The 22,452-nt window shown below is 54.0% G+C and carries 19 protein-coding genes and 1 pseudogene; 8 read left to right on the top strand and 12 right to left on the bottom strand.

Features of this window, described 5'->3' with window-relative positions; translation table 11 throughout:
- Positions 1 to 120 precede the first annotated feature (120 nt).
- From J4D25_RS03060 to J4D25_RS03040, 5 genes are all read right to left on the bottom strand, one after another.
- A complete protein-coding gene (locus J4D25_RS03060) occupies positions 121 to 2,328 on the bottom strand; it encodes a helix-turn-helix domain-containing protein (protein ID WP_131726875.1) in 2,208 nt (735 codons plus the stop codon).
- Entirely contained in the window at positions 2,325 to 3,263 is a 939-nt protein-coding gene (locus tag J4D25_RS03055) for a TniB family NTP-binding protein (protein ID WP_057715173.1), read from the bottom strand. The genes J4D25_RS03060 and J4D25_RS03055 overlap by 4 nt, the downstream gene beginning before the upstream one ends.
- Positions 3,256 to 5,166: a DDE-type integrase/transposase/recombinase gene (locus tag J4D25_RS03050; protein ID WP_057715172.1), complete on the bottom strand. Its 1,911-nt coding sequence runs from the start codon at positions 5,164 to 5,166 to the stop codon at positions 3,256 to 3,258. The genes J4D25_RS03055 and J4D25_RS03050 overlap by 8 nt, the downstream gene beginning before the upstream one ends.
- Complete coding sequence (locus J4D25_RS03045; RefSeq protein WP_131726874.1) at positions 5,163 to 5,816, bottom strand: hypothetical protein; 654 nt, start codon at positions 5,814 to 5,816, stop codon at positions 5,163 to 5,165. Before J4D25_RS03045 ends, J4D25_RS03050 begins: the two co-directional genes overlap by 4 nt.
- Positions 5,817 to 6,146: 330 nt before the next feature.
- Complete coding sequence (locus tag J4D25_RS03040; protein WP_057715170.1) at positions 6,147 to 6,962, bottom strand: hypothetical protein; 816 nt, start codon at positions 6,960 to 6,962, stop codon at positions 6,147 to 6,149.
- Between the two features lie 255 nt (positions 6,963 to 7,217).
- Between J4D25_RS03040 and J4D25_RS03035 the strand changes: the two genes are divergently transcribed.
- Positions 7,218 to 7,514: a hypothetical protein gene (locus J4D25_RS03035; RefSeq protein WP_057715168.1), complete on the top strand. Its 297-nt coding sequence runs from the start codon at positions 7,218 to 7,220 to the stop codon at positions 7,512 to 7,514.
- A gap of 157 nt (positions 7,515 to 7,671) precedes the next feature.
- Positions 7,672 to 8,577 carry a hypothetical protein gene (locus J4D25_RS03030; RefSeq protein ID WP_131726873.1) on the top strand — a complete coding sequence of 302 codons (906 nt, stop codon included), beginning with the start codon at positions 7,672 to 7,674 and terminating at the stop codon, positions 8,575 to 8,577.
- Positions 8,578 to 8,688: 111 nt separating this feature from the next.
- Here J4D25_RS03030 and J4D25_RS03025 read toward each other — a convergent pair whose 3' ends face one another.
- Positions 8,689 to 9,669, bottom strand: a complete 981-nt coding sequence (locus J4D25_RS03025) for a DNA-binding protein (RefSeq protein ID WP_057715166.1) — start codon at positions 9,667 to 9,669, stop codon at positions 8,689 to 8,691.
- Between the two features lie 176 nt (positions 9,670 to 9,845).
- Here J4D25_RS03025 and J4D25_RS03020 point away from each other — a divergent pair, with 176 nt between their 5' ends.
- Positions 9,846 to 10,754: a site-specific integrase gene (locus tag J4D25_RS03020; protein ID WP_057715165.1), complete on the top strand. Its 909-nt coding sequence runs from the start codon at positions 9,846 to 9,848 to the stop codon at positions 10,752 to 10,754.
- A 731-nt stretch (positions 10,755 to 11,485) separates the two neighbouring features.
- On the opposite strand, the gene J4D25_RS03015 is transcribed toward J4D25_RS03020, so the two are convergent.
- Positions 11,486 to 12,139, bottom strand: coding sequence for a hypothetical protein (locus tag J4D25_RS03015; protein WP_057715164.1), 654 nt, complete (start codon positions 12,137 to 12,139; stop codon positions 11,486 to 11,488).
- A gap of 997 nt (positions 12,140 to 13,136) precedes the next feature.
- Here J4D25_RS03015 and J4D25_RS03010 point away from each other — a divergent pair.
- Together J4D25_RS03010 and J4D25_RS03005 are read left to right on the top strand one after the other, a co-directional pair.
- The gene (locus J4D25_RS03010) at positions 13,137 to 13,283 is read left to right on the top strand and encodes a hypothetical protein (RefSeq protein ID WP_198530243.1); all 147 of its coding nucleotides are present in this window, start codon (positions 13,137 to 13,139) and stop codon (positions 13,281 to 13,283) included.
- Positions 13,284 to 13,548: 265 nt separating this feature from the next.
- Complete coding sequence (locus J4D25_RS03005) at positions 13,549 to 14,373, top strand: inositol monophosphatase family protein (protein ID WP_057715163.1); 825 nt, start codon at positions 13,549 to 13,551, stop codon at positions 14,371 to 14,373.
- A 361-nt stretch (positions 14,374 to 14,734) separates the two neighbouring features.
- Here the strand turns inward: J4D25_RS03005 and J4D25_RS03000 are convergent, their stop codons facing one another.
- Positions 14,735 to 15,184 (bottom strand): antitoxin Xre/MbcA/ParS toxin-binding domain-containing protein, encoded by a 450-nt coding sequence (locus tag J4D25_RS03000; protein ID WP_057716623.1) that lies wholly within the window; start codon positions 15,182 to 15,184, stop codon positions 14,735 to 14,737.
- Between the two features lie 185 nt (positions 15,185 to 15,369).
- Between J4D25_RS03000 and J4D25_RS02995 the strand changes: the two are divergent.
- The 3 genes and pseudogenes from J4D25_RS02995 to J4D25_RS02985 all read left to right on the top strand — a co-directional run.
- Positions 15,370 to 15,624 (top strand): annotated as a pseudogene (locus tag J4D25_RS02995) (hypothetical protein); the annotation flags it as partial.
- 56 nt (positions 15,625 to 15,680) lie between these two features.
- A complete protein-coding gene (locus tag J4D25_RS02990; protein ID WP_057716622.1) occupies positions 15,681 to 16,589 on the top strand; it encodes a site-specific integrase in 909 nt (302 codons plus the stop codon).
- A 216-nt stretch (positions 16,590 to 16,805) separates the two neighbouring features.
- On the top strand, positions 16,806 to 17,711 hold the full coding sequence (locus J4D25_RS02985) for a DUF4238 domain-containing protein (protein ID WP_079246761.1): 906 nt from the start codon (positions 16,806 to 16,808) through the stop codon (positions 17,709 to 17,711).
- A 670-nt stretch (positions 17,712 to 18,381) separates the two neighbouring features.
- Here the strand turns inward: J4D25_RS02985 and J4D25_RS02980 are convergent.
- The 4 genes from J4D25_RS02980 to pycC all read right to left on the bottom strand — a co-directional run bounded on the left by J4D25_RS02980 (position 18,382) and on the right by pycC (position 22,382).
- A complete protein-coding gene (locus J4D25_RS02980; RefSeq protein WP_241781141.1) occupies positions 18,382 to 19,218 on the bottom strand; it encodes a macro domain-containing protein in 837 nt (278 codons plus the stop codon).
- A gap of 33 nt (positions 19,219 to 19,251) precedes the next feature.
- On the bottom strand, positions 19,252 to 19,815 hold the full coding sequence (locus J4D25_RS02975) for a TIR domain-containing protein (RefSeq protein WP_057715159.1): 564 nt from the start codon (positions 19,813 to 19,815) through the stop codon (positions 19,252 to 19,254).
- A 240-nt stretch (positions 19,816 to 20,055) separates the two neighbouring features.
- On the bottom strand, positions 20,056 to 20,835 hold the full coding sequence (locus J4D25_RS02970; protein WP_131726871.1) for an E2 domain-associated cysteine-rich protein: 780 nt from the start codon (positions 20,833 to 20,835) through the stop codon (positions 20,056 to 20,058).
- Complete coding sequence (gene pycC / locus J4D25_RS02965; protein WP_057715158.1) at positions 20,832 to 22,382, bottom strand: Pycsar phage resistance system uridylate cyclase PycC; 1,551 nt, start codon at positions 22,380 to 22,382, stop codon at positions 20,832 to 20,834. The genes J4D25_RS02970 and pycC overlap by 4 nt, the downstream gene beginning before the upstream one ends.
- Positions 22,383 to 22,452: the final 70 nt, after the last annotated feature.

Here is a 22,452-nt window from a genome sequence, read left to right as displayed (position 1 = left end):
TTCGCATGCTCATCTCTGTTACTAAAAGTTGATACTTGTGGGCTGACATAAAAGAATTTTTTACAGTCTTGAATGCCGAGTCGTTCAACCGGTTTTTAAGCTATAACCGGAAAAAATTAGCTAATCAGCATTTTTTGAGCGAAGCTCATCGATTTGTTTGAGTGAGACGAGCCCTGGATTTTTTGCCGGATGAAACATGGAATCATCTAGAATGAACTTTTTGCTTGAGACTAGCTGTCTAAAATAGCCTCGGGGGACATTTAGTATTGCCGCGGCCATCCCATAAGGGACATAATTTTTTAGAATTTTGCATACTTTTTCAGCGTTTTTTTCTGTGATGTGCCTACCGGTTCTAAATGTTTTGTAAGAAATTAGTTCGTTTTTAATAAAATATGCATAAAACATATTCTTTGAAATTGAAAATTTTTTGCAGATTGTGTTTACGCTTATACAGAACTCAGAATTTAAATCTTCTGTATCAAATCGAGGTTTTGGTGGCTGTGCTGTTGCGTGCTGATGTTTTATTAGAGAGTTTAAGGTGCGGGCGGAAATTCCGGTTCTGCTGTAGAAATGGTTTCTTCCAGAGTTTACCAAAGGGCCGTGTACTGGCATTATTCCAACAGACGAAAGGAATCGTGAAACTCTCATAGGCGATATATTTAGCTGCTTTGATAGTTCTGAAATTCGCAGATATTTTCTGGAGAAGTCTAACGCATCTTGCTTAGAAATAAGATAGCGTCCTTTGCTACCCTTATAATGGCAGGGGATGATTCGTTCTCTGATTAAATACATTATTTCCCCTGCGGAAATACCTAGCATTTTAGCGCATTCTGAATTTGTTAAGTAGTCTGAAGCTTCTGTCGGTGTTATTCGTAAGAGATTAAACCGTTTCGCGCTGTGAGTGGAGCAGGGATGACTTTGTTTTACGATGGAGAAAACTCGCTGTGAAAATGATTTGTTAATAATGATGGTCTCCTTAATGAAGTTGCATTCTTTGAGTTGAAGATGGTGCGTTGATATTGCATCATTAATCTCGCAGATTGGAATATTCCATTTGCGTGATAGATAGTGACTGCACACGTAACGCTGGTTAAAAGCATCAATCCTGGCTCGGCCAAATAGCAATTCTGAACCTTGTTGTATTTGCCGGATGTAGCGCTTTTTTAGACCCAAAAGGTTCGTGTTTAGCGCCAATATTTTAATCGACTGTTCCGGGATATCAGTCATGTATTTAACAGCGCTGATTGATAAAACGTGTTTGCGACGTAAATCTAAGGTCTTCTGACCAAGGTCGTCTCGAGGTTGTAGATCGGCAGTTACGGTTTTCTTCAACTGTATTGCCTCTTTGAGGTTGATTTTTGCTGCTCGACCATTTCCTTTAAATAAACAATACTGGTGTTTTAATGGATACCAAGCCCTTGCTGAGATCCCTATATACTTTATTAGATTTTTTATGGTTAGTGTAATTTCCGCTACAGAAGCTTTCTGCTCCATTGTTGTCAAAAGTAATTGCTGGCGGAGTGTAGCTGCGATAGTCTCGCTGAGTTCGGCTTTTATAAAAAACAAGATAAAATCAATTTCTTCTGCAGTACTGCTCGGTAGGCAACTATGGATTGAATTTATTATGTTTTCCACGTCTCCTTGGCTAAGCGCTATCGCTAAAGCGCGCCGAGCGCGTTTCACATTATCGTCGCAAGTGGAGGTTTCAAGCTCCAAATATGTAAGAATTCGTTGAATGGTAACTACTTGCTCGGTGTCACCTAGTTGAAATATTTTAAGTAAATATTTGTTTAGGCTATTTTCCGAGTTTGACAATTTCGGGCTAATCAAGCGTTCGCCGCATTTGCAAACGTCTGAGAGCTGAATTTTCCATTTTATTCTGTTGCCGCACGATGGGCAGTTAAATAAGAAAGCACAATTGTGGAAAGGACAGCCTGAGAATAGCTTTATGTCCTTTGGGAATTTTTCATACCCCTCCTTCCAGCATTGAGTACAGAGTGCAGAACCTTCGAACCTTAAGTTTGAATATCGAATCTCTATTCCATTGATTATCGCGTTTGAATGCTTGATAAGTGGGTGTATTGGTGAGTAAAAGTTGGCACTAATCTGCTCGGCATATTCCGGCGCGAAGGATTGAAGCGTCCTAGATATTACCGAGTTGGCCAGCAAAATATTACCGTAAGGTGATTGGTGTGTCGCTTTATTTAGGTAGGACAGTAGAGCACGGCAATGTTTGAACCCGTTTTCCTTGGCGGTACGCTGAATGGCGCTAATGGGGCTCTCGTCGGGTAAAGGAAAAGGTATGAAGGAAAGGTAGGAAATTTTCATTTGTCGCCGCTCGTTATTTCGACCAGGATATTTTTAGTGACCTCAAAAGGATTCCCCGCCGGCAAAATACAGTTGTCATGCCGTGTGATTTCAAAAGCATATGTAAAATCTTCACGCCGTAAGATTGCGTCTCCTCGATACAGTGAGAAGGAAAACGCATTCGACAAATGCAGCCTTATATCTTCCAATATTCCTCCGGATGCAACAAATAATGGAAGCGCAATTTCAGGCTCATGCAAATGGACGCCTTTCTCCAATTGCCCGATTTCATACATTTTTTTATCAAGTCCACGCAACACAATTTGAAAGTCAGAATTTTGATCTGTAAGTTCGAGTTGGAGGGGGTCGAGGCGGGCAAAAAAAGGAAATCGACGCCGAAGTATGCCTTTTTTGTAAAAAAAACCTTCAATGTCTGGCGTGCCAAGTATGACGAACGGGATGCCGGTACGATCTACAAGTCGTGCGACACAGTTCATCACATCAGTACATGCCTGTTCTGCTTTTTTGTCTGCAAGCATTTGAAACTCATCTAAAAATGCCACTTCCACCTTCTGTAGTAAAATCTGTCGGAGAGCGCGTTGAGTCAGTTCAAATGCATCCCCGGAATATGCTTCAAATTCCAGTGATTGCAAGAGAGCTTTGGCGAAGGATTTGATCGTCGCTTTGGTAGGAAGCCCACAGTACATTGTAGGTCGACTATTCCATATCCCGCGATCATCTTCCCCCGTACTCTGCGAGGGGTAAGTTGACATGATTTGGTGCGCCAATGTGCTCTTTCCACATCCAGACTCTCCTACAAGTACTACGCAAGACGGGATACCTCGCATTTGCGTGGCTTGAATAGATCGCATGACAGTCATGTAGGCAAGGTTATAGGCCTTGTAGTTGATGATCTGAGCCTCGAAAGTCTCTAGTTGCTTGCTAATATCAATCATTTTTCATAACCTCCGAGACGTCGCCTACAGCGGGCGCGGCGTACATACCAAAGAACTTCTCGTTATCGGTGGTCGGGCGGTGATGTCCAATGGACGGAGCAGTGCGAGTGGTCTCTGACGCAGGGCATGCCTGACCAATTTTTTCGTCCGTTTGTGCAGCTTTACGGCGCCCTCGTTTGTGTTCGTAGTCGTAGCGCTCCTGCATGATGCGAGTTCTGTGGTCGCGTGCCTCTTTGAAGTCGAGTCCCTTAGCTTCCTTATTTTGAGCGGCGTTTAACAGCAGATGCAGGTCTAGGGTGAGACCGTCCTGATAACTCATTTCACAGCCTTTGGCGCGGAACTCTTTTTCGGGGTAATCGGGGTGGGTAACCACCACTTCCCCGAGGTCGCTTGCGTCGTAAAAAATGGTGAGAAGCTGGTCCTTGGTACCCAGATCGTGGAGGTTTTTCAGCTCACCGCAGCTCCATTGAAGGTTTTTGAAACGGACTCTGCCTTCGACGAGTTTGGAGCTTGTTTGGCTCAAGAAGAGGCGGGACATGTCCTCGGAAGCGATCAGCCGCAAGGGCGGTTGCTGCTTTGCTAGCTTGGCCCACATTTTGTTTGGCGACGTGCCAATCCCGCGATGCCGACGCTTGTGATAGACATTTTCCAGCCAATCCTCGAAGCGTTTCTTAATGACCTCAAGGGTGTAGATCGCCTTTTTCTCTGAAGGATAATCGCCGCGCTCCTCGGGGCAGGAGAAGGTGGTACCGCGCAGCCTGTGTGTGAGCCCAGTCGTCAGCGTTTTGAACCAACGCTCTACGTAAGGTTTTTCGTTGGGGCGCCGAACCCGGCAGTATGTGATATTGGGCCCGAGCAAGGGGAAGAGACCATCAAGCGCATCTTTTTTGGTGTTCTCTGAGCCATTGTCCAGCCGGTATTCTTCGCCGACACCCACCCGGTGGAGGGAGTCCTTGAGTGCGCGGATCGTTTTCTGTGCCGAGGGGGGGTTGATCGAGATGTCCCAACCAATCACACGCCGAGACGCGACGTCCAGCAAGACGGTAAGCGCAGCTTTGCCGATGGTGTCCCCATGCTCATTGACCAGTTCGATATCCAGAGAATGAGTATCCCCTTCAATTCGCTGCAGGAGGCGATATTGACGCCTGAGCTTCACGCTCCATCGGCTGGCCTTGATTGCTTCCTGGGCGCCTTTTTGTTTCAGCAGACGGCGGAACTCACCATTTTCCTTGATCCGTCGACGGAGGGTGCTGTCGGACGGGATGATGAGCTGGTCAGTCGGCGGTCGAAGCGCGTTGTATGTTTCCAGCGCGGACTGGATCGCCCCAATAATGTCACTGACCGATTCGGGTTCCTCCATGTAGTAGTACTTGTCCAGGCACTCCTCGATCGTTTCTCGAGTGATCTCCGGCAGTCGCTCCCATTGATCCTTGTGTAGCTTTTTCAAGGGAATCAATGCGGTCACCGATTCATTGCGTTCCAGGTAGCGGTGCACCCAGTTGCGTAGTGTGTTGAAGCACGGCGGGCTGGTGTCACCGATGATGTCTTGCACCTCGGCGATCAGTGCTTTGCAGGCTTGCCTTGGCAACCGGCTATTGAATCGTTCGACGGCGGCTCGCACATATGCAATGCGGCGATCAAATGCCGCACGACTGTCCTGATTGAGGGCTGCCACGATCTGGTGGTATCGGCCAGAAAACGGAGCTTCACGCACCTGTACAAACCGTTGGCGTTTCGCCGCTTGCTCAAGGCGCTCGAGCTTCTGCAGGCGCATGTTCGATGGTTGCGTGCTGCTGTGCAGTTCAACGACTCCGCAGGACACGTTCGCGATCACGTAGACATGCCCGTTGTAGCGGTACTCCTCACCGACAATCAGTTCGAGGCCATCTGCTTCGTTGTTCATGACCGTGCACTCGTTAACGCGATGGCTGACGTGCGAGTGATGGGAAGACGCAGGTCGGCGGTTGCTCCTCCGTAGAAGAGTTGGTAGGCAATGTCGCTGAAATCAGCACCGGCGTCCAAGAGTTCCTGGACCGTGCAGCTGTTGTGATGCTTAAGGAGATCCAGCGCGAGGCTGGAGCCTTGTGCCTTGAAGCTGAAGGAATAGCTGTAGAGGTAGCGCCATTGAAGCAGTTCGCAGTAGCTGATGTTCGTATACGGCTGACAGGGGCAGAAGAGATAGCCCATCTCCCCGAACCAGTCTTCATGACGAACGAGCTGGTCTTCACAGCCGTCGGACATAAACCTGGCGGTTTCGAAAAAAACCAGCCCCAAATCATCGCCATAGGCACATACGGCAGGGGTGTACCGAAATGCCCGGCTGGGCTGAATCAACGTGTATGGGGTTGGCTGGTAGTAGCGGATGTCGCGTCTGCGTTCCAGCATTAGGCAGAAATCCAGCAGGGTGGGCGACATCCGTAAATGGTTGCCATTTTTCCTTGACTGGAACACCACCAATTGCTGAAAGGGCGATCCGCAGCGCCGTGGTTTGATTAGACGCACCTCCACGTCGCGGACAGACTCGGGTTGTCGAAAGAACAGTTCGGTCTTCATCGTTTGGTCCTCGCCGAGGGAAAACCTATCGCCTGGTTTCGTTGCCATTTCGGTCAACGCAACTCAGAAAGAAACAGGACAAGCGCAGTGAATGGCGCTTGTCCTCATTTCTGTCCTCACAGCCGCAAGCAACAGATGGCGGGATGGCCGTTTAAACGGCGGGACCTCTGACACGGAGCTGCGTTTGTCCCATTTCGCCAAAAACATTGCCTGACATTCGATGAGCACAGCGCACATCACAGGCCAGTCGTTTTGTTTGAACCCGACCTTCCAGTGCACCTACCTGCCCACATGGAGCCCAGCCGCAAGGATTGCGCAGTTTGTGTGGCGCTACTCATCAAGCTCGGGCGGCGACTGCTCTCCCGTTTGGTTTGCCTGCCGATCAAAAGGCTTGCTGCTTACGCCAGCGAGCAGCTTGACGATCGTTTGCTTGGCAGTGCGCCCGTTGGACATCGCAAAAAAGTAGTACTCGTCCATGAACAAGCACAATGTTTTGAGAGGCGGAATATTCAACTGCTGATCGCTAGGGCGAGAGAGGTTCATCGCCTGAATTTCTGCCTGCATCCGCCGGGCCAATTCAGACTTCGTCCCACCTGCTACGCAGTACTTGGACTCGAAATAATAGCCAACCAGGCGTTGAATTTCGGATGGTTGCTGCGCAAAGGACGCCCGAGATTTGCGCAGACGCTGGCCTTTGACCGGCTGTACGCGCACGTAGGCTGAAGCCGTGGTCTGGCGCTCCAGATCCTGCTTAGAAGGACGAGCAGCATATGAGCCGACGTTGGCCGCGAGTCGCCTTGTTCCAATGGGCCGCAACCAGACGCGACCATTGTGAATAACACACACTTCGTAGGGGATACCGTGGTACCCATACCAGCGCTTGAGATGGCACTGGCTCGAACGGCCGGTGGCATCGGTAGAGGACTTCGACAGCATTTCCGGCGACCTGATCGTCGCCTTGGCCAGCGTTCCATCATAAGAGACGCGTTGGTCGATCGGACAGTCGTGTAGCAGATCCCATGCCGTCGAGATGAAACAGCGCAGCCCAGGTTGGCCGTTTGCTTTTTCTAGGTTTGAAGTGATCTGCCGGGTCTCGATCAGAATGGTGGCAGATGGGCTGTGTTTACCCGTGGTATTTACGCTCATGATGCGAAGACTCCTTAAATAAAAGAACCTACTCATGCTCTCGGCTGATCAAAGCGCAGCCGTCGCCGTTGTGTCCCGCTGCACTCCCGCGGGGCGTGCCGTGAAGCGGCCGTTCAGGATCAGCTCCAGCACGCCGATCAGGGCCGGGTACCAGGCGACGCTGCACACCCTGCAGGCGCGGTGCACCGCCATGTTCGTTTACGAACTTGAGGTGCCATCATTGGTCGGGACGGAACGAGTTGCTCTGGATACAGGATGAAGGGCGCGCGCGATGGTGGTGGGGATGACTGGCAGTCGTCTCCGCTTCCCGAGTGCGAGCCATTCAACGCGTTGCTGCAATTGCTGCCCAAACTCACAGACCTGGGAGAAATTACCGCCTTTACCGTCACATCAATCATGTTCTTCTCCCATTGTTTAGCGCTGGAAGTGGCAACCAGATCGGGTTGTGCGGAGATTATTCGCCCCCTGTTTCCGGTAAGAAATGGCGTTTTGGCGAAAAATTTTAAAAAATATAACCCCAACAACGCGGTGAAATTCGCCATCTTGGCGTAGGTTTTTGTTCGTTTACGCCGATTCTGTCCAATGGTTAGCCTTTTCTGGCCGTCTTTACGTTTTGTGTATCCTTGCCACTACCTTGACAGCATCAAATTTTTTTTATGCGGTGCAAGCTATGCTGTTAGATAATTTTAACGCGCGGAGGACGGTCGAAGTGACCAGCCCCGTACATCGCCTCGCCCATCAACTCAGGGCGACTGTTTTTATCAATCAACTCATTTTCCTGGCTGGTATCAGTAGGACCCCCGCTGCGCTGGTGTGCTGGGGTGTAGCCTTCGAGGCGCGGCTGGGATTGATCGGACCTGACGGTGGGGAACCGGGTAAGTGGAGGAATTATCTCTGCGGGGTTTTGCCAAAAGGAGAGTTGCGCTCTGCCTTGATCAACGAATTTCCGGCACTGCAGGAGGTGTTGAACAACCCCCTCTGGGCGGTTCTGCACTTGCTAGAAGTGTCGAGCGATCATGGCAAGACATTGGTGATGCAGCTCAGACTGCATGGCAAGCCGCTGCACGGACTGCAACGCCCCCGCTTGCAGCGGCGCATCACGGCTGCCTATTGGCAGGATCTGGGATTCTGGTTGGTGATTCTGGCCGGTGGCCTGGACAAATACCGCTGGGCACGCGAGTTTGTGCAGGCGCGCTTCATCGTCTATCTCCATCTGATCTGTGTACAGCGCGAATTCGCCGGCGCCACAAAATGGCTGTATCCGCTGCTGGATTATCATTTCCGTGAGGGGCACTTGCCATCGATGGCGGGGTGGACGGTCAGTACCGAGAAATTTGCAAACGACGTTCGCCTGTTTCGCGGGCTTCCGCGCTGGTTGATGAAACGGGTGCACATCGAAGGTGAACTTGAGCTAGGTTATTTCTGCGCTGATCCCGAAGGGTTTGAGGCGGTGAGATGCGGCTACGGCTTGTACTGGGATGCCGATTGGAACCGGCGGGTGCTGACCTCTAAGGAACTGCGGTACTTGTCTCCACCGCTGCAAATCAGCCTTAAAGGAATACCTGCGGACGGTAAACGCCGGCGCCGAAGGGCAAGCGAGAAGAGGGCTGCTTGATCGGGCGGTCGCGCTGCGGGCGCTCTATCGATGACCGCTCGCAGGTACCTGGGCGCCAGTACCTTTGGGCCGGCGCGGCGGAAGGCGGGATGCCAATGGTCGGGCCCGCGGTCAATCGGGGCTAGTCGGCGCAGATCGAGTTAAACGCTCTACCAGCGTTTGTAGCTGACTGATGTGGAGTGCCCTGGCCCGCAGCTCGCGCTGGGTCTGCCGCAGTTTGAGCAACTGCTGTTTGGTCTTCTCGCGCAAGGCCGTCAGCTCGTGGGCGATGACCTGCAGCTGCCGCAGATCGCTCTGATGTTCGAGGTCGGCGGCCTGCACCTGCTCCTCGGCCGATTGCAGGGCCTGCTCCAGGCGGCGCGTCTCCTGATGCTGGCGCAGCTGTTCGCCGCTCATCCGCTCCAGATCACGGTACAGCTGGCTTAATTCTTCCTGTTTGCTGAGCAATTGGTCGCGGTTTGTCCGTGCCTCACGCTGCAAGTGCTGGAGTTGCTGATCGTGACGTTGGATTTCCTGTTCACGCTGGAGCAGGTGCTGTTCCCGATAGTGATCCAGGGCCTCCTGAGTCAGGCGGTGTTTACCCTCCAGGGAAACGATCTGCGCCGCCCGGTCTTCCAGCAGGCGCAGCTGTTGCTCATGGGCCTCCTGCAACCGCTGGCGTTCCAGCTCACACGCCTGTAACTGGCCGCTTAGGCTCTGCTCATGGATCAGGCCTGCCTGTCGGGCTTGCCCTAGGGCGGCGTGGGCCTGTTGCAGATGCTCCAGATGGGCCGCTTCCACTTCCCGTTGTTGCCGGGCCGCCAGTTGCTGGCGGTCGAAGGCCGCTCGCTCGGCCGCCAGCGCCTCTTCGGCTCGCTGTTGGACGCGCCCGGCTAGACTGCCAATATAGCGACTGATCTCTTCATCCAGCGGCATCTCCGGCGCCGGTACCTCGGCCTCTCCAAGCTCCTTGAGATAGCGCTGGATGGTGGTCTTCGAGCCGGTATTGCCCAACTCCACGCGTACGGCGTCGATGCTGGGGTGCAGGCCGCGGGCGAGCAGGGCGTTGCGTGCGATCTGCACCACTGCCTTATTGATACCGCCGCGTGCCATGGCCAGTCTCCTACGATTTCGTAGTGTTTTACGCAGTATGGAAGTACAGGTGTACAAATGCCTGGAATGCAACGGGCGGGGCGACGAAGTAGCTCTGGAGAATGCTGATTTCTCCAGAGTTATGCGGCACTTTTTCACGGTGGGGCTTTTTCGAGGTACGCGAGGAGGGGAATCCCATGACAGGCCCGGCGGATCGTTATTTAAGGCCCGTTCAGCGTGAAAGCACCCAGCGGCGCTATCAGGGCGTGCTGAGGTATTTCGAGCAGGGTTGGGGTGGTTGCTTGCCAGCGTCCGGCGACACGGTGGTGCGGTATCTGGCTGAACATGCCGAAATCCTGTCCAGCAGCACGCTGGGCCTGCACTTGGCCGCGCTCGCGCAGTGGCATCACAGTCACGGCTTTGACGATCCCACCAAAAGCGCAAAGGTACGCCAGGTTCTGCGCAACATCCGCGCGCAACACCCACGACTGGTCAAACAGGCCGAGCCTCTGTCGTTGATAGCGCTGGAACGCTGTGTCGCAGGCCTGCAGCAACAGATCGCCAGTGATCACCCGGTGGCACGCCTGCGGGCCTACCGTGATCAGGCGCTGATTCTGATGGGCTTTTGGCGGGCATTTCGCGCCGACGAGCTGTGTCGACTGCGGGTGGAGCACACTACGTTATGCCGGGGGAAACAGCTGGAGGTGTTTCTGGGTAGCAGCAAGACTGATCGAGAATTTCGCGGGCAGGTGGTTCTGTTGCCGGCATTGAAGCTTTTGTGTCCGGTGCAGGCCTACGAGGACTGGCTTTCGATCAGCGAACTGCAGGAGGGACCGGTATTTCGTCCCATCAATCAGTGGGGGCAAATCAGTACCCAAGGGCTCAAGCCCGATGGCGTGACCTATGTGCTGCGGGAGGCGTTTGCTTGCAGTGGTCTGGATGGTGATGCCTATACCGGGCATTCATTGCGCCGTGGATTTGCGACCTGGGCGAACAACGACAACTGGACCACCAAGCAACTGATGGACTATGTCGGCTGGCGGGATGTGAAGTCGGCCATGCGATACATTGATACCACCGCTCCCTTTGGAGACCTGCGCCGTTAGCAGTTGAGGTGGTTGCATCACCGTAAAACGCTCGCTGGCGAAGCTCTGCTGGATGGGCCTGATGGATCACGTCGACTGGCGTAGTGTGCGTATCGGCATACGTTATATCGATCTTGGCGGGGCCTTCGGTAATGGTGGCGCAACAAGTTCTCCGAGTTGAAATGACTGCGTGGCGACGATTTCACCGTGCGCTACAAACTACGTTCGTACGGCTGTATAACGTGGTTATTCGACAGGTGAAGTCAGCGATTCAACAGGTTTGAGAAAGCAAGATTCTCAAACCCCGGAGCGTTTTTTGGGCGAGAGCCATGGTTGACGGTACGTCTAGGAGACGCGTGGCCCACCCTGATCAACGTGAGTGGCACCTTTGGAGCAATGAGCGTGGGTTCGGGCGGAGTCCCAAGGCTGTCCGCTCATGTCTCAAGGCCTGTCGGGAGTAGACGTTTGTGATTCACTTCGAGAGTCGTGATGAAAGGTAAGCGCAAAGTCAAAACGACAAAATGGCAGGTCGCTGAGCATTTCAAGGCCGCGGCGCAGGCGGCGCTCAGGGCGCGCTCGGCGTGTGCGAATCGATTCTTGGACGCCGCCCTGTCGGCGGGTAGAGACTTGGAACCGGTCGGATTGCTGGCGGGAATCCACCGTCCTGTCACTGCAGGCAAGGCTGTTTCACCAGCAGATGGGTTTACCCGGCCGCCGTCACACACCGGCTTGCCGCCCAAGCGACCTCCGGACTAGCCAAGCAGTATCCCCGCCACCTCTTCTTCCGCCGCGCGGCGCACGCGCTGCGGTGACGATCGCAGCAGGTCTTGGGGGCGATTGCCGGCCAAGAAGTGATTGCTCGAGGCGAACCAGAACGCCATGCCCCAGCCGTCCTTTTTTTCGCGCAGCACTTTGACCACTGCGGCGAATTCGGCGATGGGCCGCGGTTCCGTTGCGTCGCCAAACGCGAACGCTGGAAAGTACTCCTGGCTCCGGTCGTTCACGCTGATGAGACGGCCGTCGCGCAGCCACGCCCGGAGGCCGGCGGCGAGCGCTGCAGGTTCGAGCCCGGTGAGTTGGGACAAGCCCGCCGCGGTCACCCAGTCGCCGTCTTGCAGGATCAACTGCCGCGCCTCTGCCAGCATGACCGCCTCCCTGAATAAGGTGCGCGGGTTCAGCGTGCGGGGCGCGCTGAGGCTTGAGGCAGGCACCTCTGTATCGGCCGCTGCCTGGGGCAGGGCACCGAGAAACACACGGTTCAAGACCTCGAGGCAATCGAGGTAGACGTCTGCTGTGTGCCCGCTCATTGCCGGCAGCTCAATGTGGAGCTGGATCCCGTCCGGCTGTTCAGACGCCGGCGTGTAGCCGTCTGATCCGCGGCGGACCTCGATTTTCTTTGCTGACATGCTGCCTCCTTCAAGAGCGGCGTTGAGGCTTGCCCACCTATTGAACGATAGGCGGTTTGTCGTGCAAGGTGCATTTGCGCTGAGGCAATGTCGACCAAGGCCGAAGCGGGGAATCAGTGGGTGGCGGCACTCGGATCCTGTCGTCAGCCGGTGTGAGGTCGGTCTGCCCCTACCGCTGACGCCGCCAGCGCTGGTGCGCACGAGGGAATCACCCAGGCCAACGAGCTGAGCCTTCAGCGATCGCTCGTTCTCTTCGCCGGGAAACCGTCTATGGATGTTACTGCTTCGGTCGCGCCCACCGACGGTCTTTTGGTCTCCATCCGACTGACGTCGCTGTTATCGATCTAGGCGTCTCCGTCTGCTGTCGCGGTCGAGCTGATCTGGCGGCCCGTTAGTCCAGGCTGCCTACGCCATCCTTACACCCTGTGGCTCGGACACTTGCCTATTGGCCACTTCGCAGGCGCATGATGGTCGACTCGCAAGGGGAGGGTGTTTCGACGGCGTTGGGCTTGCCGGGAGCTATTGTGTGGCGTGGCCATGCGGCATTTTATACGCTTGGGAGGCGCGCGAAAAAATGTGAAGTCCTTGAGTCTTACGTCTGTTACTCGTAGGTCGGTAAGCCTTGTAGTTGCAGAAGCGCGGTCGGAAAAAGATGTGAGATAACAAGTGAAAGGTGTAGTGGTTTCGACCTCCGTGCTTTCGGCGAAACTCCACCCAACGCGAGGGTTCGTTTCAGCGCCACCCTCGTACGAAACCAATGCGGGTTTTCCAGCAGTCTGCGCGGAAGCCCGGCCATCGTGCGACCAACCACTGCATTGAGCTAATGCCTAGGATTTTAGGCGCAACGCCAGATTTACCCCTGTAACGCCTAGAATTTTAGGCGTTATCAGTCCTCAAATTGGGAGGGCTCGTGTTGGGCCGTGCCGTCGGTGTACTCAGGTCGCAGCATGGAGTGAAAAGGCTAATCTATATCGAGATCTAGTCAGGGGTATCGGCCATGCGCATCACCTACAGCAAAAGCCAGGCTCGCCGTCGGATGCGTCGGTTGCTGGTGTTAGTTGCGCAAGGGCATACGTTCGTCATCACCCAGCAGGGGCAAGCGGCTTGCTTGCTGGTACAGGTCGAAGCACAAGGGCGTACATGAAAAAGTGACTCGACAATCCTTAACCCACCAACGGGCTGCGTCTCGGGGCAGCGCCCCCCCTCCGCTGTGCGTAAGTTCATCAACTATCAACAGTCTTGCAGGTGTAGTTTTGAGGGAATGCCCATCGAATCTTGAGGACAAGAGCCAAGAAGGGCACACACCGATTTTGATAGGCGGCGTTGCCCGTCTGGCCGACAGCCAATTGGGCGGCTGACGGGTGAGGAGCATCGCTTTCCCCCCACTCAACCATAGGGCATCCCATCTCGTGCAAAACCCTGACCTTGAACAGCTACTCACCCAGACCATCGAGGTCGTTGTTCGCGCCGGCCAACTGCTGATTGCCGAGTGGGTGAGAATGGACGGACCACGGGGTCAGGGTGACAAGGCCGCCGTCGACGTAGAAATCGAACAGCTATTACATCAACACCTGCTGAAGCTTCTTCCTTGCGACTTTTGGGGAGAGGAAACCGGACATCGTCTGACCGGCCATCCATGGTGCTGGGTCGTTGACCCAAACGACGGGACCGCGGACTTTCTTAAGGGGCTCAAGGGCTCAGCCCTTTCCATCGGTCTGTTGTACATGCAAACGCCGGTATTAGGTGTGGTGCATGCTCCCGTCACCGTTGAAGGCGTGCCTGATTGCATTGCCTGGGCAGAAGGCATGGCCGAGGTGAGCCGCAATGGACGGCCGGTCAAAACACGGCTTACTGCCAAAACGTTGTCGAGCGACGAGTTCGTGATGGTCAGTGCGGCGGCGATCAGTAAACCTGCACTCAACAGCGAGCTCTGCCAACCCAGCACCTTTGTGGCCATGCCTTCCATTGCCTATCGGCTCGCCAAAGTCGCCGCCGGGGAGGGTGTTTGCGGTGTTTCGCTCTATCCGGTATCCGCGCATGACGTTGTCGCGGGCCATGCACTCTTGAGAGGAGCAGGCGGCGTTTTATTCGATGAGCGAGGGCAAACGATTGCATACGCTACTGAGGCCAATATGCAAACGGTCTCACAACGCTGCTTCGGTGGTTCAGTGTCGGCGTGCCGCAGCTTGCTAGCCCGTGAATGGGATCGTATTTTCACGGAAACCTGCAACTGATCCGTTGCCCGAGTCATTCAAGCAGTGGCAACCGCTTACGTTTGTCCTCTTCAACCGCGCACAGTCCGCAAGCGCCAGACTGTAAATCTCTCGAATTGAATGTCCATCCTCGCTAGCGGTTGTGCTCTTCAGGACAGGCGCGTCTTCGGCGAACATTTGAACCCATTCGGCGTTTTCGCTTTAGACCACATGTAAATGTCCGAACTGGAGGCGTCGGCTATCCAGCCGATGATGCTTTCATGCGCGCCGAAAACTCGGGCGTCGAATTGCCGCGACTCTTCTCTCGAGACAAGCGAGAAAGCCCTTCACTACCCCATGCGAATAGCGCTGACGAATGATGCTTTTTACGTCGTATACGGGATCAAAATGCAATGCCTTCCGCTACCTGAATCAGCATCTCCTCAACTAGACGAGTGCCCTGGAGTGTAGAGAGCATCGCAAATGGGGCCTTTCCCAAGAAACGATCCTTGGGTTTAGAGAGCCAACGCTTCGCCTTCTCGTCACTCCCGAAGAGTGTCACGGCTATGGCGATGATGTGCGCAAATCGGAACACCCGATCACTCTCGTGCACCGTGAGCCGCTGACGTGTTGCCAACCGAGTTTTGAGGGTTCTGAGCGGAGTAATCTGATTGCGCTCTGATGGACCGATCAAGCCTGTATCGCAGAGAACTATGACGCTATCAGCCAAGAAGCCAGCCTCAATGAGCTCGTGGATATCCTGCTCTGACGCGTTGGTGGGAATATGAAGGATAAGCTCCAGCCGAACTCGATAATCACGGTAAGCATCTTTGCGCATAACGCTAGCAATCATGGTGGGGCCCATTTGGAATGGCTGCAGTTATTATAAAGAGCATTCTGGCAAACTCGTCAGGTACCGACCGATTGTTGCTAACCTCTTACGTCTCGAAAAAGCAGTTTTATACGGGCTCCAATTGAACCTGGCGTCTCGCTGGTACTGCGATTTGATCCCTGAAAATATAGCCCTCCCATTCGTTACGCCGCGGCTTTGCGACCTGGGCCAGCCGTAATCAATGGAGCCCGAAAGCCCTGATGGAGTACGTCGGCTGGCGTGACGTGCACAGCGCCCTGCGCTACGTGGAGGCCGACGCGCCGTTCGGTGACTGGGGCGTCACCCGGCTGACGATTTCGTACTGCGCTACGGCCTACGTTATTACAGCTGCACAATCTAGCCAATTTAGCCTTGAAGTGAGCGATTCAACAGGTGTGAGAAACCAAGATTCTCAAACGTGAGAGGGTTTTTTGGGAAATATTCGGCTTATTAGTGGTATGCGAGGAGGATGTGTGGCGTGACGGCCCCAGTGGATCGGTACTTGAAGGCGGCGCGACGGGCGAGTACGCAACGTCGCTACCTCAGTGCGCTTGAGCATTTTGAAGGGACATGGCAGGGGCTATTGCCCGCTTCCAGCGAAAGTGTCGCGCGCTATCTGGCTACCTATGCTGAGCAGCTATCCAGTTCTACCCTGCATACTCACTTGGCCGCCCTGGCTCAGTGGCATAAGCGCCATGGATTTGTGGATCCGACCAAAGAGCCGCGGGTGCGTGATGTGCTGCGCGGGATTCGCGCCGAGCATCCCCAGCCGGTAAAACGGGCAGAGGCGCTGCAACTGCAGGCGCTGGAGGAGTGCATCACCGGGTTACATGAGCAGGCCAGCTCCACTGTTGCCGCAGAACGACTGCGCGCCTGTCGGGACCAGGCGCTCATCTTGCTCGGTTTTTGGCGAGCGTTTCGCAGCGACGATCTGTGCCAGCTACGCGTCGAGCACATCAAAGTCGAAACGGGAGCAAGCTTGGAAATCTTCCTCGTCAGTGACAAAACCGATCGTGATCATCAAGGACGGACAGTCATGGTGCCCGCGCTGAAGCGTCTGTGTCCGGTGGCGGCGTACGAGGCCTGGTTGGCGGCCAGCGGTCTGCAGCAAGGACCAGTGTTCCGGGCCATTGACCGTTGGGGGCATGTCAGTGCAGAGGGACTGAATGCGAACAGTATGTCGCGGCTTTTACGTATGGCTTTTGCCCGCAATGGCCTGGATGGGGAAGGTTACAGTGGGCATTCGCTGCGCCGCGGTTTTGCTACCTGGGCCAATCGTAACGAGTGGGGGGCTAAGGCCTTGATGGATTATGTCGGTTGGCGAGACGTTCATTCAGCGATGCGCTATATCGACACGACCGCACCTTTTGGCAAATGGCGACGCTAAGTGCTGATGGATTATGTCGGTTGGCTGGGGGCGCAGCCGGCATGGCGGTCCATCGACAGCAACGTCCCGTTCGGAAAGTGACATCGGTAAGCAGTGCCCTGCCTAATATCCGTCCACCCGAGATGAACGTTTTCGCTCTCGTTGGCTGAGGCGAGGCGAAGTATATTAGCGTCGAGAGTCTTGCATCGGATTTAGACACTTGGAGCGTTTCACGGCATGTCGAATCCCCCACGCAATCACCATTTCATCCCTCAGCATTTCCTGAAAGCTTGGCAGCATGCGAGTGGAAAAGTTTTCCGTTATCGTCGCTTACTTCACAGCGGGGTAATGGAGATCAAGCCGGTCTCCATCAAATACACGGCTTCTATCGAAGATCTGTATCGTATCGACTTTCCCGATGGCGGCTTTGAGGTCGAAACCAGCCACATCACTCCGCTGATTGATGAGACCGGTCACAAGATCATCGAAAAGGCACGGGGAAGTCTCGTCCAGGATTGGGGGTTGTCTGATCGCCGACAGCTGGCGAATACCTTGACGTTACTGGAGGCTCGACACCCTGCGGTGCTCATGGATGTTCGTTCGGAACTGGACCTCTTGCGCCAGAGAATGAAAGCCGAACGGCGCTTCTCGCAGGAGTCGATTGATGAGGTCATCCATTATTTTCAGGCAAGCGACTCGCTCGGCGTGGTTTCGTTGGTCTTGCTCACCCAAAACGAGATCCTACCCTTGCTTGAGCAACCGTTTTCGGACGGCTTGGTCCAGGCGAACCTGCGCGAGTATAGCCATGAGCGCTTGAGCTTGCTCTGCTCGGATTATCCGACCTCCCGCTGGGGCGATTACTTGAAGAAGTTGTTGTTCATCATTGCCATCAGTCCGCACAAGGCCTTGGTCTTTTCCAACAGCTCCAATATCGCAGTGTTTGATCTATTGAAGCCGCCTGCGCGGGCTCGGCTGATTAACCTTTATACCTTGGGTAAAGCGCAGACCGCGTACTACTGTGATGATGCGCAAGGTGACTTTGTCAGCGCTCATCTCGGCTGGGCACTGACCCGCCCGACTCTTGCCGAGCAGCGTCAGTACGTCGTGGATTTTTTGAAGGCAGAAGATGCCTGGCATCGTTAGTGATATTTAGGGTGCACCTGTTCCGAGATGCACCCCAACTCGTTAAGGGGGATGGCTTACTGGGTTAGTCCGCCGAGGGCCGCGTCGCCGCTGTTGGGTGCAGGCGCTCGAGCAGCGGTGTGATTAGCTGCTTTGGAGAGGGAATCGGTTCGCCGATCTGCCTTGGCTCGGCGCCATTCTCCTGTGTACGAACGGTGAATATGACACTTTTATCCGCTTGAGCCATGGCAAACACGGCAAATCCATTTTCCAACGGGGGGATGACCTCGCCGGGCCTGACCCCGGGTAAAGCGGCGCTGGGTAGAAATCACTTTTTAAGGCAATGATCCGGACCAGGGTATAAAGCCGTGGTTGAACAACCTGATCGCGGTTTTGCGCGCCCTCGGCGAGTTGGAGCGCTTGAGTTCGCTGCTGGAAGACGTCAGGCCCAGTCCTATACAAATCATACGTATGGAAGGCGAGAAGCGTCAGCGCGCATCTGGTCGCCGAAGTGCGCAGGGTGAGTCCAAGGAGGCTGGCTCGAGCGCAGGCAAACACAGTGATTGGTGATTGCCGAGTTCACATCGCCTGAGAAACAGCGCGCCCTTCACATTGCCAAGGGCGCTCATCAATTCCTATTTCCGATCCTCAACTGCTTGGCAAAGGAGGCGGCGGCCGTTGACGGTCACATTTACAAGCCGTTTTTCGCCGATTTTATGTCCAGAAGATTGATGGTCTTGATCTTGTCTGGGTGGATCACGATCGTCAGTTTGGCAGGGTACTTAAATCGCATTTCACTGATCCGGAATGTCCATAACATGATCTTAAGCAAGTCTTCATCACTGATGTTTTTGTGCTCTTTGATTCGCGTAATGCCTGACCCGAAAATGGGAGTGGAGACGCTTTGTTGAGCGTACACTTTATTAATTTTATCCCAGAAGTTGATCAGAAACTCCAGGTACTCGGACATGGTCAGCATTGCCCGATTTTGATCATCAAACTTTGAAAAGGCTGTGAGTATGAAATCATCGTAGACACAGAGTGTGCCAATTTTATATTTTTGCAGTTTTCCAACTCGTCTGGCAGTGTTTAAATCACCCAGTTCGTCATGGTCAAAAGAGTACGATTCTAGGTGGTGATCGAGTTTGGCAAGCGTGCCCGGCAGGTGTAAGTTAATAAACACCCCATTTAAGGAGTGAGCCGATATGATGCGATCATCGACGATGGTGTCAAAGTACTCGTTGAATGCAATGACTTTTAGTCCTGGCTCCAAAAATAAGTCGCCTGCCTTCACCGTGACTTTGCTGCCTTCAATGTCTAAATCCACGCTTTTGAGCTGATTCGCTCTGTGCCACAACCAGACGTAAACTACAATTAATAGGCCGATAAAAATAGCGCCCGCCAATGCCTTCATCTGTGAAGGGATTTCCACGAAAATCAATGCGAGGGACAATACGGTGCTGGTGGTGGAAATCCGTTCCTTAAAGTTTTTCATCAACTGACTGTCAAAAAAACGAACCTTGCGCAAGCTATTCTCCTTGTTGTATGGGTGTGTCATTGGTTATGCGGAATAGCGGTAGACATCCGGTTGGGTCTTGGAAGCAAGCGAAAAGTCTGAGTTGGTCAGTGCGCTTACTATGGTTTCTTGGTTGAGCGGTATGTGTAAAGTCGGCACCTTGGACATCAGTCTTCTAAAAGTCGGAAGCCTGTTCCACAATTTTTTAACATCCTCAGATAAGACGCCATTCAGCAGTAAAGACCCTTTTGTTTTAAATTCTGGGTAAACAACAATGACGGGGAGGCCTTGGTTTTCGATCCCGTATTCAATTTCCTCATTCAGAGCAACTGAACTAAAAGTAGCGCTGCTTAAAAACAATACAATATTTTTTGAGGACTGCAGGCGTTCGCGCAATCTTGGTTTTAACGTTCTTTCCCAATCACTGCCGTCCCTCACGCTATAGGTTTTCGCGTGGGAATCGATGAAAGGAAAGGATGGATCTTTGGCCTTCCAAGCCCTCAGCATGTTGTAGTAAACGAAGTCTTTGGTGGCATGGGCAGCCAGTGAACTTTCGTGGAAGGGCTCAGCCACATAGAACGCGCAATAGTTACCATTTCGGTATGCCATCGTTGCTCCTTGAGGTATTGGCTCGTGCAGGGATCGCGCTTAGTCGGGACATCGGCACATTGCCATTATCAGGGTTGGAAAGGCAAATCGGCTCTGGCGGTGGGGCCATTTAGCGTGGTTCCTTTCATTAATATAGTCATACGTTTGTTACCCTGCGGAGAAGGCCGCCCATGTTGCCAACCAGCACCCCCAGTACACGATTTCTGGGTATAGCCGACCTGGAAGCTCTTCAGCACCTCGTCAAGGTGTTGGTAAAAGAGGGCAGTTATCGCAGGAGCCACAGCAGCTCCGATCCTGCATGCTTTGCCAATAGCGATCCTCTTCGCTCTGCCAATCACGTAGCGCAAAAGCCAGTTCAACGGCTTGTTTGGCGTGCGGTCCGCACCGACGTAATGTCTTCGGACGCCTAAGCCCAGCGGTCCCGCAAAAGCAGCGCTGCTTCAGATTGATTACTCGCCTGTAAGACTCCCACACGCTATAGACGTGAACGCCGCGAACCCTGATCTCCAGGATGGCCCGACCTTTCGATCGTCGACGTTGCAGTGCAATCTGATTCTGTTCAAGCGCTGCCGAAAATTCACCATCTAGGGCTTTAGCAGCCGTCGATGCGCGAATCTGGTGATGGGCGGCGTTCCCATGGGCCCAGACCTCGTTGTTGGGCCATTTGCGCTGAACCCGGGCCCGTTCTTGAAGCTTGAGGAATCTGTAGAGTGTTTCCAGCCAAGCCACAGCCGATACTTCGTCAGTCACGGTCAAGCGACTGGCCGCTGGGTAATACAGACAGAACGTGCCGTCATAGTTGATGTGGCGTTCAGGGCAAAAGGACGGTAGATGAGTGGGCTGTTCCTCTTGAACGTAAACCGATTCATCGCTCCGTTGAAGGCGCAATTTGTACTGCAAAACCCTGCCGTCGACCAAGCGGATCGGCAATTCCAGAAGCGCCGAAGAGTCTGAGTGAACTGTGCAAACGCCCCCGAAATCGGGGGCGAATTGTGCAATCAGATTAAGTGCGGTGATCAAGAGTTACCTGACTCGCCGGCAGTGGTGATCGCGTAAGGACGAACTTCACGGTTATCCGCGAGAATGATCGCCGGAGCACCAGCATACGCTTCCGTACGTGCCTGTTTGGCTGACTCATCACCCTTGTCGGCCAGCGCCTCAGTGGCCTCGTTATAATCCAGGTTGGCAATCTTGCGAGTCTTGCCAAACAGATCTTTCACGGCGTCAGTCGCGGCGTCATAAGCCGCTTGCCCAATCGCCGTCTCGACACCAGAACAGGCACACTGGCGATTTTCAGATTCGATCACTTTACGCCCTATCGCGCAGCGAACGCGGTCTCCTTGCCTGCCCAGGCGGGTTACCGAAATGGGGCCGATGTCAAAGCCTATCGCGAGACCCAGTTCACCCGTTTCATAATCCTTTGCATTCAAACGCTCGATTGCCAGGTTGAAGCTGCTGCGTAGTGCGCCGGCTAAGCGGGTTGATTCGGAGATCGTTGTTTGTTCGTCCGTGGTGTGGGCAGTACCATCACACGACAGCGCCTGCACACAGTCACCAATGAAGCGGACTCGCCGCCCCTGAAAGTCAGACGTAACCACACGCTCGAGTTCTGCGCGTATTACATGCAGCGTACGGACGACGTCCTCGGCGTTGTCGTCGATATGTTCCGCGACATAGGCCGTGAAGCCGTCGATATCGGCATAAAGGCTCACCATTTCTTGGCGTTTAGAGTTGGCGGGTGTCAGCGTGCTGATGTCCATGTCGCACAGTGGCGGTGTCTGGCGGGTAAACTGGTAGCCGCCAATGGGATTGTTCTTCAGGTCCTCGCGCCATTCCTCGACGATTTCGTCGGCAGTGACGTCCAATTTGGCGGCGTCCTGGCAATCCTTGATTTCTTCATTCGTCAACGCAGCTTTTTCGGGCGCGTCTTTCTCAGTCAAGCCGATTGCCATACGGGCAGCATTGGTAAGGTAGATGCCTTTGGCGCTGTTGTTGCTGGCCAGTTTTGCTGCGTGATTAGCCGGGTCGCCTAGGAATAGCGGTTCACGATTCCCCTTGCGGCCGTTATTAACTGCCAGGGCGAGGCCGGTATCAATGCCGATTCGCAGCTTCGCGGCAGGAATTTGCTCATCATCGTCACCTGTCTGGGCAAGCACATCGATCATGAGCTTGGCCGTCGCGACCGCCCGCTGCACACGCTTCAGTTCGGCATCGGTATCGCTGTTGTAAGGTTTGGTGAACAACGAATGTAGCCGTTGGCTGTGGAAGTCTACCCGTCGAGCGTCAACCCGATCGAGAATGCGCTTGACTGCTCGGTAATGCTGATCGAGGAATCGTAGCGTGCGTTTATGGCAGTCAGTGCCTTCGACATGCGTGATGTTGAGCATGTCCTCTAGGTTCTGGATATCCGCGTACATGTGGACACCGTCGACCCGGTAGGCCACGTTCGTCGGGATCGACTCCAAGGACATGTCGCGGACGTAGTCTTTGACGGTGATGTCTTTCACATCAGCAATTTTCTTATCGATATGTTCGACTGCGCGGTTGTGGCTCCAACTCTTGCTCACTGAACTCTCCTATCCTGAGGGACGCATAACCTGGCATGGTGCAAGGCAGTAATTTGCTGATGATGAATTG

This window comes from Pseudomonas sp. GW456-L13, from assembly GCF_017350115.1.
GTDB lineage: Bacteria > Pseudomonadota > Gammaproteobacteria > Pseudomonadales > Pseudomonadaceae > Aquipseudomonas > Aquipseudomonas jessenii.
This window is presented reverse-complemented; position numbering and strand designations above follow the sequence as displayed.

Bases quoted from the DNA above. Each gene is read 5' to 3' on its own strand.
- J4D25_RS03060 (WP_131726875.1), bottom strand. From the start codon at position 2,328: ATGAAAATTTCCTACCTTTCCTTCATACCTTTTCCTTTACCCGACGAG.
- J4D25_RS03055 (WP_057715173.1), bottom strand. From the start codon at position 3,263: ATGATTGATATTAGCAAGCAACTAGAGACTTTCGAGGCTCAGATCATC.
- J4D25_RS03050 (WP_057715172.1), bottom strand. From the start codon at position 5,166: ATGAACAACGAAGCAGATGGCCTCGAACTGATTGTCGGTGAGGAGTAC.
- J4D25_RS03045 (WP_131726874.1), bottom strand. From the start codon at position 5,816: ATGAAGACCGAACTGTTCTTTCGACAACCCGAGTCTGTCCGCGACGTG.
- J4D25_RS03040 (WP_057715170.1), bottom strand. From the start codon at position 6,962: ATGAGCGTAAATACCACGGGTAAACACAGCCCATCTGCCACCATTCTG.
- J4D25_RS03035 (WP_057715168.1), top strand. From the start codon at position 7,218: ATGAAGGGCGCGCGCGATGGTGGTGGGGATGACTGGCAGTCGTCTCCG.
- J4D25_RS03025 (WP_057715166.1), bottom strand. From the start codon at position 9,669: ATGGCACGCGGCGGTATCAATAAGGCAGTGGTGCAGATCGCACGCAAC.
- J4D25_RS03020 (WP_057715165.1), top strand. From the start codon at position 9,846: ATGACAGGCCCGGCGGATCGTTATTTAAGGCCCGTTCAGCGTGAAAGC.
- J4D25_RS03015 (WP_057715164.1), bottom strand. From the start codon at position 12,139: ATGTCAGCAAAGAAAATCGAGGTCCGCCGCGGATCAGACGGCTACACG.
- J4D25_RS03010 (WP_198530243.1), top strand. From the start codon at position 13,137: ATGCGCATCACCTACAGCAAAAGCCAGGCTCGCCGTCGGATGCGTCGG.
- J4D25_RS03000 (WP_057716623.1), bottom strand. From the start codon at position 15,184: ATGATTGCTAGCGTTATGCGCAAAGATGCTTACCGTGATTATCGAGTT.
- J4D25_RS02985 (WP_079246761.1), top strand. From the start codon at position 16,806: ATGTCGAATCCCCCACGCAATCACCATTTCATCCCTCAGCATTTCCTG.
- J4D25_RS02975 (WP_057715159.1), bottom strand. From the start codon at position 19,815: ATGGCATACCGAAATGGTAACTATTGCGCGTTCTATGTGGCTGAGCCC.